Annotated in this window: 10 protein-coding genes; 5 read left to right on the forward strand and 5 right to left on the reverse strand. The window is 69.9% G+C overall.

Going from position 1 to position 13,517, the window contains the following annotated elements; genetic code table 11:
• Window positions 1-130 precede the first annotated feature (130 nt).
• Window positions 131-994, reverse strand: a complete 864-nt coding sequence (locus tag ACFQ9K_RS29020; RefSeq protein ID WP_378716046.1) for a hypothetical protein — start codon at window positions 992-994, stop codon at window positions 131-133.
• Window positions 995-1,153: 159 nt separating this feature from the next.
• On the opposite strand from ACFQ9K_RS29020, the gene treZ reads away from it, so the two are divergent.
• Window positions 1,154-2,878 (forward strand): malto-oligosyltrehalose trehalohydrolase, encoded by a 1,725-nt coding sequence (treZ, locus tag ACFQ9K_RS29025; protein WP_378716048.1) that lies wholly within the window; start codon window positions 1,154-1,156, stop codon window positions 2,876-2,878.
• 88 nt (window positions 2,879-2,966) lie between these two features.
• A complete protein-coding gene (locus ACFQ9K_RS29030) occupies window positions 2,967-4,214 on the forward strand; it encodes a serine hydrolase domain-containing protein (RefSeq protein ID WP_378716051.1) in 1,248 nt (415 codons plus the stop codon).
• Between the two features lies 1 nt (window position 4,215).
• Here ACFQ9K_RS29030 and ilvA read toward each other — a convergent pair whose 3' ends face one another.
• Complete coding sequence (ilvA, locus tag ACFQ9K_RS29035) at window positions 4,216-5,571, reverse strand: threonine ammonia-lyase IlvA (protein ID WP_378716053.1); 1,356 nt, start codon at window positions 5,569-5,571, stop codon at window positions 4,216-4,218.
• Between the two features lie 97 nt (window positions 5,572-5,668).
• Window positions 5,669-6,106 carry a nitroreductase family deazaflavin-dependent oxidoreductase gene (locus tag ACFQ9K_RS29040; RefSeq protein WP_378716056.1) on the reverse strand — a complete coding sequence of 146 codons (438 nt, stop codon included), beginning with the start codon at window positions 6,104-6,106 and terminating at the stop codon, window positions 5,669-5,671.
• Window positions 6,107-6,195: 89 nt separating this feature from the next.
• On the opposite strand from ACFQ9K_RS29040, the gene ACFQ9K_RS29045 reads away from it, so the two are divergent.
• The gene (locus tag ACFQ9K_RS29045; protein ID WP_378716057.1) at window positions 6,196-6,423 is read left to right on the forward strand and encodes a hypothetical protein; all 228 of its coding nucleotides are present in this window, start codon (window positions 6,196-6,198) and stop codon (window positions 6,421-6,423) included.
• On the opposite strand, the gene ACFQ9K_RS29050 is transcribed toward ACFQ9K_RS29045, so the two are convergent.
• On the reverse strand, window positions 6,420-9,107 hold the full coding sequence (locus ACFQ9K_RS29050; protein ID WP_378716059.1) for an AAA family ATPase: 2,688 nt from the start codon (window positions 9,105-9,107) through the stop codon (window positions 6,420-6,422). The two genes, ACFQ9K_RS29045 and ACFQ9K_RS29050, sit on opposite strands and share 4 nt — an antisense overlap.
• Window positions 9,108-9,230: 123 nt before the next feature.
• Here ACFQ9K_RS29050 and ACFQ9K_RS29055 point away from each other — a divergent pair, with 123 nt between their 5' ends.
• Both ACFQ9K_RS29055 and ACFQ9K_RS29060 read left to right on the forward strand, forming a co-directional pair.
• A complete protein-coding gene (locus ACFQ9K_RS29055; protein WP_378716061.1) occupies window positions 9,231-9,830 on the forward strand; it encodes an MspA family porin in 600 nt (199 codons plus the stop codon).
• A 149-nt stretch (window positions 9,831-9,979) separates the two neighbouring features.
• The gene (locus tag ACFQ9K_RS29060; protein ID WP_378716064.1) at window positions 9,980-11,191 is read left to right on the forward strand and encodes a DUF2235 domain-containing protein; all 1,212 of its coding nucleotides are present in this window, start codon (window positions 9,980-9,982) and stop codon (window positions 11,189-11,191) included.
• On the opposite strand, the gene treY is transcribed toward ACFQ9K_RS29060, so the two are convergent.
• On the reverse strand, window positions 11,111-13,495 hold the full coding sequence (gene treY, locus ACFQ9K_RS29065) for a malto-oligosyltrehalose synthase (RefSeq protein WP_378716233.1): 2,385 nt from the start codon (window positions 13,493-13,495) through the stop codon (window positions 11,111-11,113). The genes ACFQ9K_RS29060 and treY overlap by 81 nt on opposite strands.
• Window positions 13,496-13,517 lie beyond the last annotated feature (22 nt).

Genomic DNA, 13,517 nt, shown 5'->3' on the forward strand with positions numbered 1-13,517 from the left:
CAGCGCTGGTGAATTCAGGATGCGCGCGACCGCGGCGGCGACGCGATACCCCGGTTCGCTGACCGGCACAGAAGTTGCCGCTCTCGTCGCGCCCGGCGCACTGGCGGGCGGTGCGATCGGGAACTGCGCCCTATAGCCCGGCGCAGGCTGCCGGAGGTGCGTCGGGCGCCTTCTCCGCGACCGTCCGCATGATCGGGCCGAGCGCGGGGCGCAGCCGAGACCAGGACACCTCCACGCAGGGGTAGCCGTAGACGTAGAGGCCGGTGTCGATGTAGATCTGAATGCCGGTGCGGGTGGGGACCCAGTTGGCGAAGTTCTTTTCCGTCGGCTGTAGCGCGGTGGTGATGGTGGGACTGTCGGCTAGCTGAGGATGGACCTGCTTGGTCGCTTCGATTGCGGCCACGGACAATTCGGCGATGCCTGCCTGGCGATCGGTGAACAGGTCGCCGAGCAGGACGGGCGCGGCGGCGTGGCTGTCGGTGGTGATGGTGGCGAGGATCTTGAACGGATGGGCCTCGCCCTGGTAGCTGATCAGACCGGAGATGACCTCGCTGATCGTGCTGTCGGTGACGGAGATCCTGCCCGTGGAGTGGACGGAGTGAGGTCGCGGGTCGTCGCTGTGACCGACCGCGTCCAGCTGTCGCTGGATGTACGTCCGCACCCCGCGATTGAACACCTCGGCCACCCGCGGATCGCCGCCGGACAATTCCAGCGACGCCGCGACGTCGGAGGTGCCGACGCCGTTGGGCACCTCCACCTTCCGGACCGTGTAGGTGGAACCGGCGGACTGGACCGTGGTCGGGTCCGCCGATTCCGCGCTCGTGATCGGCGGGGTCGAGGCACCGCCGGTCGCGGTCGCCGAGGCACTCGGGCGCTGCTGCGCGGCGCTGCTCGACTCGACCCCGTTCGAGCCGTCGGCCCCACAGCCGCTGAGCGCCACGGCCAGCGACAGCCCCAGCACCGCCCGCGACACCGTCATTGCCTGCCTGGTCACCGACCGCATCGTCAGACCTCCTCGTGACATCGAGTCGCACACATCATCGCGGTACGCGTGGTCCCGTGGGAAGTAGGCGCGCGCGGGTCGGGCACCTCGGCGGGCGACGGGGGAACGGGTTGCGGGGCGGCGGGACCCGACCCGTGGAATGCTGGCGAGGTGACCTTGTTCGAGGTGTGGGCGCCGCGGGTGGAGCAGGTGCGAGTGGACGTGGACGGTGTCGTCCATCCGATGGGGCGGTCCGGGGGCGGGTGGTGGCAGGCCGAGGTGGCCGCCGCCGACGGGGCGCGCTACGGGTTCCTGCTCGACGACGATCCGAAGGTGCTGCCGGATCCGCGGTCCGCCCGGCAACCGGACGGCGTCCACGAGCGGTCCGCGGTGCACAGCCTCGACCGGTCGGCGTGGACGGACTCGGCGTGGACCGGGCGGCCGTTGGCCGGCGCGGTGTTCTACGAGCTGCACGTCGGCACCTTCACCCCGGACGGGACATTCGACTCGGCGATCGAACGACTCGACTATCTGGTCGATCTCGGCGTCACCGTCGTCGAGTTGATGCCGGTGAACGCCTTCGACGGCACGCACAACTGGGGTTACGACGGGGTGCTCTGGTACGCGGTGCACGAACCGTACGGCGGCCCGGACGGATTGCAGCGGTTCGTCGACGCCTGTCACGCACGCGGGCTGGCGGTCGCGTTGGACGTCGTCTACAACCACCTCGGCCCCTCCGGCAACTATCTCCCGCGCTTCGCGCCCTATCTCACCGAGGGGCGCAACACCTGGGGACAGAGCCTGAACCTGGACGGCCCCGACTCCGACGAGGTGCGCGGGCACATCATCGGCAACGCCCTGCGCTGGCTGCGCGATTTCCACATCGACGCCCTCCGGATCGACGCCGTGCACGCGCTGGTCGACCGCACCGCGAACCATGTACTCGCCGAACTCGCCACCGAGACAACGCGTCTCGCCGCGCACGTGCGCAGGCCGCTCACCCTGATCGCGGAGAGCGACCTCAACGACCCGACGTTGATCACCCCGCGCGCCGCGGGCGGCTACGGACTGACCGGTCAGTGGAACGACGACGTGCACCACGCGATCCACACCGCGGTCTCCGGCGAACGCCAGGGCTACTACGCCGATTTCGGCTCGCTGCGCTGCCTGGCCTACACCCTGACGCACGGATTCTTCCACGCCGCAACGTTTTCCAGCTTCCGCGGGCGCACCCACGGCCGTCCGATCGATACCGCGGTGCTCCCGGCCAGCTCCCTGCTCGCCTACACCTGCAACCACGATCAGATCGGCAACCGCGCCATCGGCGACCGACCCAGTGCCAATCTCACCGACGGCCAACTGGCGATCAAGGCCGCACTGGTGCTGTGCTCGCCGTACACGCCGATGCTGTTCATGGGGGAGGAGTGGGGCGCGAACACGCCGTTCCTGTTCTTCACCTCGCACACCGACCCGGTGATCGCGGCCGCCACCGCGGACGGTCGCAAGGCCGAATTCGCCGAACACGGCTGGAGCACCGACGAGGTGCCGAACCCGCAGGACCCGCGGACGTTCCTGCGCTCGAAGCTGAACTGGGCCGAACTCGAACAATCCCGCCACATCCGGCTACATTCCTGCTACCGGAAGCTGCTCGCGCTGCGCCGCGAGCGGCCCGAGCTCACCGACCCGTGGCTGAGTCACATCTCGGTCGACTACGACGAGAGCGCGCGTTGGATCGTCGTGCACCGCGGCGCGCTGAAGCTGGTGTGCAACCTGTCCGAAGACCAGGTCACCGTGCCGGTCACCGGAATTTCGCTGCTGTCCTGGGAGCCGCCGACCCTGGGGCCGTCGGCGACGACGCTGCCCGCGTACTCGTTCGCGATCCTCGCCGACCACTGAGGACGCCCCGGTTGCGGGGAAGTCACGAGACAATACTGTCCGAGACAGATCCATTGCCCGGTGTCACCGCCGCCATTACCGTAGAAAGATGAGCAACGACGCTTCCGGGGATCCAGCGGCGATCCCGACCGGGATGGGTGGCCACGCCGCCGCCGAATTCGCCCCACTGGTGCGCGCTTTCGCCAGGACCTTCGGACACCGCCGCGGCGCGGGCGGCGCGCTCTCGGTGCACCTGCACGGTGAGCCGCTGCTCGACATCTGGACCGGGTCCGGCGGCAGCACCCCGTGGACGCGGGATACCGGGTCGATCATCTTCTCCGCGACGAAGGGCATCACCGCCACCGTCATCCATCGCCTCGCCGACCGCGGGCTGATCGACTACAGCGCACCGGTCGCGGAGTACTGGCCGGAGTTCGCCGCCAACGGCAAGGCGAAAATCACCGTGCGCCAAGCGATGACGCACAGCGCAGGCCTGTCCGCCCTCGCGCCGCTGGCCACCGGCCTGGACGACGTGCTCGACCACGAGCTGATGGAACAGCGCCTGGCCGCCGCGAAACCCGATCGCCTGCTGGGCGTTCCGGCCTATCACGCGCTCACCTTCGGCTGGCTGATGGCCGGTCTGGCCCGCGCGGTCACCGGCCGCGGCATGGGCGAGTTGTTCCGCTCCGAGGTCGCCGACCCGCTCGGCATCGACGGCATCCACCTCGGCGCACCGCCACCGGACGCCCCGACCAGCTACGCGCCGCTGGCAGGCTCCCAACTGAGCCTGATCGGAAAGCCGGTCAGCGCAATGATATTGGGCCGCAGCCATCGAATCCCCGGCGCGTTGGGCGCGGCCACCCGCTGCCTGTTCCTGCCCGGACTGGAATCCATCCTGGCCGGCGAGCAGCCACCGATCCTGAACACCGAGCTCGGCGCGGGCAACGGTGTCTGCACCGCGCCCGCGCTCGCCACCATGTACGGCGCGCTCGCCGATAACGGCACGGCCGACGGCCGTCAGTATCTCAGTCAGCGAACCATCAAGGCGATCAGGCGGATTCAGACCTACCGCCTCGACCACGCCCTGTTCTACACGCCCATGCTCTGGCGGCTCGGCTACCACTCGCTGCCGATGCCGGGCGCGCACGCCGGATTCGGCCACATCGGTCTCGGCGGTTCCTTCGGCTGGGCCGAACCGCGCCTCGGCCTTTCGGTCGGCTTCGTGCACAACCGGCTCTCGGTCGGCCAGATGTCCTACGACATGTCCGCGGCGTTCTGGATGCTGCCGATGCTGCTGAACTGCCTGCGCGCCACCCGGCGCATCCCCATGGCGGAGACGCGCGAGGCGGCCGCGTAGATCAGGTCAGATAGCGGTAGGCCGGCGAGCCCGGCTCCAGGCGTTCGCACTGGATCGGCGACTCGGCCATCCGTTCCAGCAACGCGCCCAACCCATCCGGGGCGCCGAGCTCGATACCGACCAGCGCCGAACCGGTTTCGCGGTTGTTGCGCTTGACGTACTCGAACATGGTGATGTCGTCGTCCGGCCCGAGCACCTCGTCCAGGAAGCGCCGCAGCGCGCCCGGCTCCTGCGGAAAGTCCACCAGGAAATAGTGTTTCAGGCCCCGGTGCACCAGCGAGCGTTCGATGATCTCGCCGTAGCGCGACACATCGTTGTTGCCGCCGGAGACCAGGCACACCACCGTCGACCCCGGCTCCACCGCCAGCTCGCTGAGCGCCGTCACCGCCAGCGCGCCCGCGGGTTCGGCGATGATGCCCTCGTTCTGGTACAGGTCGAGCATGGTCGTGCAGATCGCGCCCTCGTCGACCTGCATCATCCGGAAAGAGCTTGTCCCGGTGGGGGATTCGGTGGTGGTCAGTAACGGCAGCGAGGCGTGCGAGACCACCCGGCCGCCGAATCCGGCGATCGCCGCGAACGGCACCACACCGATCCGGCGCACCGCGGCACCGTCCACGAACGGGTCGATCTCCGGCAGGGTCACCGGTCCGCCGGCCACCAGTGCCGCGGTCATCGAGGCCGCGCCGGCCGGTTCCACGCCGAGGATCGAGGTGTGCGGCGACCGGTCGCGCAGGTAGGTGCCGACGCCGGCCAGGCAGCCGCCGCCGCCCACCGGCACCACGACCAGGTCGGGCGAGGTGCCGAGCTGCTCCAGGATCTCCGGCGCGATGGTGCCCTGACCGGCCGCGGTGCGCACGTCGTCGAACGGCGGCACCATGGTCGCGCCGGTGCGTTCGACGTCGTCGCCTGCGGCCGCCGCGGCGGCATCGTAGGTCTCGCCGACCGCGATCAGCTGCACGTATTCGCCGCCGTGCACCCGGATCCGGTCGCGCTTCTGCTTGGGCGTGGTGGTCGGGACGTAGATGCGGCACTTGATGCCCATCGCGTGGCAGGCGAACGCGACGCCCTGCGCGTGGTTGCCCGCGCTGGCCGCGACCACGCCGGCGGCGCGTTCGCTCGCGGTCAGCTGCATCACCAGGTTGTAGGCGCCGCGCAGCTTGTACGAGCGGACCGCGGACAGGTCCTCCCGCTTCAAGTAGACGTTCGCTCCGGTGAGCCGCGAGAGCCGCTCGCTGCGCTGCAGCGGAGTCGGCTCGATAATCTCGGCAATTCGCTTGGCAGCAGCGTCGATCTCGTCCGCGCTCAGCGCGGGACGAGAATTGGACAGTGCGTCGAGGACATCAAGCGGATTGGACACCCGAAATATGCTGCCACCCGCCGCGTCGGGCCGCTGCGGCGGGTGGCGGTGCTGCACAGAATTAGCTGTCGGTGCGTCGGATGATCCGACGCGTGGCTCAGTTCTGCGGAGTCAGGACGAAGACGGGAATGACCCGGTCCGTCTTCTTCGTGTACTCGTTGTAATCCGGCCAGACCTCGGCGGCCCGGTCCCACCACAGCTGCCGCTCCTCGCCGGTGACCTCGCGGGCGGTGTAGTCCTTGTTCACCGTGCCGTCGCGCAGTTCGACGTGCGGTTCGGCCTTGATGTTGTAGTACCAGACGGGATGCTTCGGTGCGCCGCCCAGCGAGGCGACCACCGCGTATTCGCCGTTGTGCTCAACCCGCATCAGCGGGGTCTTGCGCAGCTTGCCCGACTTCGCGCCCTTGGTGGTCAGCAGGATGACCGGCTTTCCCTGCAGCGTGGTACCGGTCTCGCCGCCGGACTGCTCGTACGTCTCGGCCTGCTTGCGAGCCCAGTCGGATGTACTCGGTTCGTATTCTCCTGTCAATGGCATGAACCAGGCAACGCCTGGGCATTCGACTGTGTTCCCGGCGACACCAAAGTTCGGTAGACCGAACTTCCTCGTCCGTATATCCTTACTAGATGGCAGTTGTTCACCCGTCGGCCCGCTCCGCGACCATTGAGATCGCCGGGAGCGCGTGGCCGCTGTACAAGCTCGAGGCGCTGGCCGCCGCGCTGGTGACCTGCCTGATCCTCGCGCTGATCACCGGATCGCCGCAGGCTGCGGTGCTGATCGCCGCGGCTGTCGGGGCGGCGCGCTGGCTGGTCGGCGTGGCCGTCGCGCGGCGCTCGGCCGACCGCGCCGCCTAGTCCGGGTCGAGCGGGAGATCCGCGAGTTCACCGCGCGACAGCACGCCCAGCTTCGGATACGCCTTGTACAGGTGGTGGCCGACCGTGCGTGGACTGAGGAACAACTGCGCGGCGATGTCCCGATTGGACATGCCCTGCGCGGCCAATCGAACGATCTGCAGTTCCTGCGGGGTCAACGCCGCCAGCACACCCTGCGCCGGGCGGGCGGCGGTGCCGACGCCGAGTGCCGCGAGTTCGGTGCGAGTTCGGTGTGCCCACGGGCCGGCGTCGAGTCGTTCGAAGGTTTCCAGCGCGGGCTGCAGCTGAGTTCGCGCATCCGCCTTGCGCCGGCTGCGGCGTAACCATTCGCCGTACAGCAGTTGGGTTCTCGCCTGTTCGAACGGTCGGCCGCCGGCGCGTAGCGCCGCGCGATAGTGCTGGTCGGCGTTAGCGTCATCGATCAGTGCTCGGCCGCGGGCGGCCAGTGCCACGACCCATTCCTGCTGCGAGACCTCGGCCCATTCGGTCAGCCGGTCCAGCGCGTCGTGCGCGCGGGCCGGATCGCCGAGCCGCACCGCCGCCTCGATCAGCTCGGGGAGCGCACGCCGCCCGGCCACGTGATGACGTGCGGGTTCGACGGTGAGCGCGGTCAACCGGGCCAACGCGCTGTCCACCTTGCCGAGGCCCAGCTCCAGCAGGCCGAGGGCGAGGTGCGTCCACGGCGCGCCGGCCGCGGTTTCCCCGCCGAACTCCTCGGCGAGCGCGCGGCCGACCAGTTCCCGGCAGTCGTCGGCCCGGCCCTCCAGCGCGGCCAGATACGCGAGGTAGGCCGACAGCTGACTGATCCACTGCCCGTGCCCGAGGTCGGTCGCGATCCGTAGCCCCTCGGTCGCGGCGACCCGGCCCTCACCCGGCCTGCCGAGGAACGCCTCGGCCTCGGCGCGGAAGAACAGCAGCGTCGGCAGCAGCGCGATCCGGCCCTGCTCGCGGCATTCGGCGATCAGCTGGCCGGCCAGCTCGGCGACCTGGTCGTCCTGCCCGACGACCAGCCCCATGCCGCACATCTGCACCAGGTCTCGCGGGCTGTCCGCACCCGCGTTCCGTGCCGCGGTCGCCGCCGCGCGCAGGTCTACGGTGAACCGCCCGTCGGCGGCCGCGACCAGATAGCGCGCGATGGGCGCGAGCGGTTCGCCGTCCGGCAGGGCGAGCGTGGCCAGCGAATCGACCACCTCCGCCAGCTCCGGCGCACCGAGATACCACGCCGTGTGCAGCGCCTGGGCGAGGATGCGCGCGGCCCGCGGCGGCTCGGCCGCGCGCACCGCCGCGGCCGCGTCGAGTAGCCGGCGGTGCGCCGAAAGTGGCTTGCCCGCACCGAATTCCGCGACGCCGCGGACGAGGTCCAGGCGTGCCAGCACCAGCTGATCGGTCGTCTGGGCGGCGGCGCGTTCGGCGAGCTGCCCGGCCAGGTCGGGCAATCCCGTCTCGCCCGCGGTCTCGGCGGCGAGCACCAGCCTGCGCACCCGGGCCGCAGGGTCGGTGCTCAGCCCGGCCGCGCGCTCGTAGGCGGCGACCGCACCGTGATGACCGCTGCGTCGGCGCGCGCGATCGGCGGTGTGCTCCAGCGCGGCGGCCGTGGTTTCCTCCGGACCCGTCGCCGCCGAGGCCAGATGCCAGGCGCGCAGGTCGGCGTCCTCGTCCGCGGTCAGCGCCTCGGCGAGCGCGCGGTGGACGGTGAGGCGCTGCGTCAGCGGCGCGCCCTGATAGACCGCCGAACGCACCAGCGGATGACGGAAGGTCAGCGTCCGGCCGTCGCTGTGCACGAGACCGGCGTCCTCGGCCGGCGCCAGGTCGGACAGCCGCGCGCCCAGCGCGGCGCCCGCCCGCAGCACCGTGGCGAGTTCGGCATTGCTCGCGGCGGCGGCGATCAGCAACAGCAGCCGGGTCGGCGCGGGCAGCCTGCTCGCCTGACCGTGGAACGCGACCTGGAGCCGCTGCGTCAACGGCAGCGGATTCGCCCCCGCCCCAGGCGATTCCGCCGCGAGCACCGCGGGCAGCTCGCGCAAGGCCAGCGGATTGCCGCCCGCCTCGCTGAGCAGCCGATAACGCAGCACCGGCGAGAGGTCGGGGTCGCGACTGTCCACCAGGGCGGCGGCCGCCTCCGGTGGCAGCCCGGTCACGATCAGCTCGGGCAGGCCCGGCGCGGGGAAGACGTCCACACCCTGGCGGGTCGCGAAGAGCATCACGACCCCCTCCGCGTCCAGCCTGCGCGCCGCGAACAACAGCGCCTCCGCGGTCGCGCGATCGAGCCAGTGCGCGTCATCGATGAGGCAGAGCAGCGGCCCGTCGGTCGCCTCCTCGGCCAGCAGGGACAGCACGGCCAGGCCGATCAGCAGCCGATCGCCCGGATCCGGTTGCGCCAGACCGAAAGCGCCGCGCAGCGCGTCGCGCTGGCGGTCGGGCAGGGTGTCCAGCAGCGCGATGCCCGGACGAACCAGCAGATGCAGGCCGGCGAACGGCAATTCGGCCTCGGATTCGATGCCCGCGCTGCGCACCGTCGGAATGCCCTGGGCGGCCGCGTAATCCAGCAGCGCCGTCTTGCCGATCCCGGGTTCGCCGCGCAGCACCAGCGCGCTGCTGCGCCCGTCGCGTGCCGCAGCGAGAAGCCGATCGATGTGTGCTTGTTCGGCTTGTCTTCCCTGGAGCATGTGCACACCGTATCGGTCAGCTGGACGGCCGATCAGCGGTCGGTGAGCGCATGCCGGTTATGCCGTGTCGTACGCGGATGATATAGCGATCGGCTACTAAGGTCTGGGGCTATGGGGTCGAATGTGAAAAGGACCGTCCAGGCATTGGCGGGCGTCGCCGTGACCTGCGCGTCCGTTGCTGCCCTCGCGCCGACGGCGACCGCCGAGGTGATCAGCATGCCCCCGCACGAGAAGTCCTTCGTCCCGCCGGGGGACGGCGCGAAGAAGTTCGTCATCGGCAGCCGGGAGGAGTACATCTACCGGATCCCGCCGTTGAACTTCATGGGCACCACCAGGGAGGCGCTGGTCAGTTCGATCGGCTACGGCTGGGTCGAGGGTGCCTCGGCGGGCAAGCTCCGGATCGGATACCACGTCGGCTGCGCGGTCACGATCGGCGCGGGTACCCTCGGCGCGACGCCCGACCTGGTTATCGGTCAGCAGCCCAGCGTCAATCCGAACCCGGTCGCCACCCTGAATCTCGCCCCGGGCGAGGTCGGCGAGGTGGCCATTGCGGAGAAGGACATGATCCCCGGCAAGTTGATCCAGCTCAGCTTCCGCGATTTTCACATCAAGGTGAATTCGTGCACCGGCCCGGTTACTCTCCGGCAATACGCTTACGTCGATTACAAATCCCCCGAGGTCGACGATTCCGGGGCGGTCTTCGGCGATCCCACCTGGCTCTGAGCGGCGGAATCTCTCCCGCCCGGCCCGGCCGGAAACGGCCTACCTGATTGAAACAGGCGTTGTTCATTAACGCCGTTCACCGCGCGCTCGATGATTCGAGTAGTCGAGTACGCGGGTTTCATCAGGAATCCGGCGGGAGGATTTGGTCCATGAAACGCCTGGTCGTATGTTGTGACGGCACGTGGAAAGCGGAGTCGAGCACCACGGTCTCCAATATCATCAAAATCGCGCAGACCATCCGCTACGACGCGGCGGGTCCGCTGGGTGAGACGATCCCGCAGTGGGTCACCTACGTATCGGGGCCCGGCGCCCGCGGCTTCCTGTCCGATCGGCTGCTCGGTGGCGCGTTCGGGCTCGGCCTGGAGGCGAACCTGTCCTCCGCGTACTGGCACCTGGCGCTGAATTGGCAGCCGGGCGACGAGATCTACATCTTCGGGTTCAGCCGCGGCGCGTTCACCGCGCGCAGCCTCGCCGGCCTGATCGACCGCATCGGGATCCTGACCCCCGAGGCCATGATCAACGGCAAGTACCCGGAGGCGCTGAAGATCCACCAGCAGGTGGCGCCGAAGAACGGGACGACTCCGCAGGAGTGGGTGGACTTCCGCAAGAACAACTGCCACCGGACGGCGCCGATCATCAACTTCCTCGGCGTCTTCGACACCGTCGGCGCGCTCGGCGTGCCGGGGTTGACCTCGCTGCGCTACCGGTTCCACAACGTCAAGCTCGCCCCGAGCGTGCACTGTGCGCGGCAGGCGCTGGCCATCGACGAGCGGCGGCGCAACTTCGAGCCGTGCCTCTGGGAGGTGCCGGTCGAGCCGAATGTGAAGTACCGCAGGGGATTCCAGCGGGTCAAGCAGGTGTGGTTCGAGGGTGTGCACAGCGATATCGGCGGCGGCTATGCCGAATGCGGGCTCTCCGACATCACGCTGCGCTGGATGGTGCGCGAGGCGGAATCGGTCGGCCTCGCCTTCGATCGGGACCGGCTCGAGGAGCTGTCCAAGGGCTGCCGGGCCGTGGACGCGGATCGGCACATGCGGCCGCATCCGTCGCTCGGCCTGGGCTACCGCATCCTGAATGTGGTACGCACCCTGCGGCATCCGCGCAGTCCACGGTTCTACCTCGACTCCTGGCGGCGCCTGGCCAACGGGCACGAGCAGGGCGTCCGGCTGGCCTCGGTGGTCAACGAGAACGGCGACTACTGCCCGCCGAACCTGCGCCGCTGGCGCGCCCGGTTCGGCGGGATGTTCCCGGAGGAGCTGCTGGAGAAGGTCAGCCCGGTCTCAGCGCACCAGCAGTGCGACGGGCAGCCGGCCGAAGAGCTTCTCCAGCCGCGCCCGGCCCTGGAAGGTGTGGCCGGTTAACCGGTCCGTCCAGGTCCCCTGCGGCAGGTCGAGAGTCGTGTCGCCCCACCCGGTTTCAGCGAGCTCGACGCTGTGCCTGGTGGCCGCGACGATCACCTCGGGCGCCGCACCGACGCGGCCCCTGGCGTAGGACACCAGCCTGCTCGCCTGCTCGCCGATGGCGAACAGCGGCAGGTAGGTGCCGCCGACGAAGCAGTCGGGGCGCTCCCGGCGCAACCACAGCGCGTACGCGACGATCCACATCTTCGCCGCCCCGGTGGTGTCCAGTGCCGGTGTGCCGGTGAGGGATTGCAGCATGCCGGTGCGGAACGCGAAGTCCACCGGACGCCGGTTGTCCGGGTCGACGAGCGAGTCCTCCCACAGCTCGCAGCCCTGGTAGATGTCCGGGATGCCGGGGCCGCAGAGCTGAAGCAGCTTCTGCGACAACGCGTCCGACCACGCGTGCGGGGCCAGCTCGTGCACCAGGTCGCCGAGTTCGGAGCCGACCGGGCCGTCGATCACCGCGTCGATCCAGGTGTGCACGGCGGTCTCGAACTCGGCATCGGGCTCCTCCCAGGAGGATTTGGTGCCCGCCTCGCGAATCGACTTCTCCGCGAACTTGTGCAGCCGCTCGCGCAGGCCGGGCACCGAGGCGGCCGGGCGGCCGTCGGCGGGCCAGACGCCGAACATGTTCTGCAACAAGAACAGTGTGGTCGCGCCGTCCGGTCCCGGGGTCGACTCCTCCCACGACTCGACGCTCTGCGCCCAGGTGTCGGCGGCCTGGGAGAGCACGCCGATGCGGGCGCGTACGTCCTCGCCGCGCTTGGTGTCGTGGGTGGACAGCGTGGTCATGGTGGCGGGCCAGCGCTGCGCGCGCTCGCTGTTGGACAGGTGGAATTCGTTGAGCGAGTGGGCGAACCGGGCCGGATTGCCGCCGACCTCTTGCAGCGAGACCAGCCGGGCGGCCTGGTAGAACATGGTGTCCTCCACCGCCTTCGCGGTGACCGCGCCGCAGACCTGGCTGAACCGCACCGCCGCCTCGCCGTCCGTGGCGAGCGCGGCCACCAGCACCGCCAGCGGCGCGGTGAGCTCGCTGTTGCGCTTCTCCACCTCGGCGATGACGGCGGCGACCATGCCGGCCAGCGGCGCGTAGTCGGCCCGGTACACCGGCATGAAGGCGAGCACCTCGATGGTGGCGTTGGTCATCGCCATGGTGTCGAAACTCTCGGCACCGGCGTCCCGCTTGATCGCCGCGACGAGCCGCCGAACCTCCGGCGCCAGAATGCTTTCCGCGACGGCGCGCTTGATCCGGTGCTCGGTCTCGCCGATCCAGGAGCGGTCGCTGCCGTGCCCGGCGATCTGCTTGGACAGCTCGGTCAGCGCCTGTTCGCCGTCCGGGTCGATGAGCACGCCGCCGAGGTCGGCGAGCGCGTCGTAGCCGGTGGTGCCGTCGACCGGCAGGGTCGAGTCCAGGGGCTCCCGATTGGCCAGGATTTTCTCCACCAGCAGCAGCCGGTTCGGGCCGATCAGCCTGCGCACCCGCGCGAGATAGGCGGCGGGATAGGACAATCCGTCCGGGTGGTCGATGCGCACGCCGTCGATCAGGTCGTGCTCGCACCAGGCGGCGAGCTCGCGGTGGGTGGCCTCGAAGACCTCCTTGTCCTCCTGGCGGATCGCGGCGAGGCTGCTCACGGCGAAGAACCGGCGGTAGGTGCACACGCCTGCCTTCCAGCTGACCAGGCGGTAGTGCTGCTTGTCGTGGATGCGCAGCGCGTTGTCGCCGTCGGTGCCCTGGGCGATGGGGAAGCGCAGATCGTGCAGGGCCAGCATCGGTTCGGAGCCGGACCGGTCGACCGTCAGCGCGGCCGGGTCGTTCTCGCTCTGCAACACCGGCAGGGCCAGGCGGCCGCCCGCGCCGTTGGCCGAGCTCCAGTCGATGTCGAAGTAGTGCGCGTACGCGGACTCGCGGCCGTTGCGCAGCACATCCCACCACCACGCGTTCTGCCGCGGATCGGCCACGCCGACGTGGTTGGGCACCAGGTCGACGATCAAACCCATGCCGCGGCTGCGCACTTCGTCGGACAGCGCCTTGAGGCCCGCGGGTCCGCCGAGCGCGGCCGACACCGTGGTGGGGTCGGTGACGTCGTAGCCGTGCGTCGAACCGTGCGCCGCGGTGAGGATCGGCGACAGGTACAGGTGCGAAATGCCCAGCTGCTGCAGGTATTCCGCGATGGTCCTGGCATCGCTGAAGGTCAGCGCGTCCGGTCGCAGCTGGAGCCGGTAGGTGCTGCGGACCGTGGTCGGCCTGGCCGGGATGCGGCGCATCGAGAGGGGATCGGTCACGTGC

Source organism: Nocardia sp. NPDC056564 (assembly GCF_042793755.1).
In the GTDB taxonomy this organism is placed as follows: domain Bacteria; phylum Actinomycetota; class Actinomycetes; order Mycobacteriales; family Mycobacteriaceae; genus Nocardia.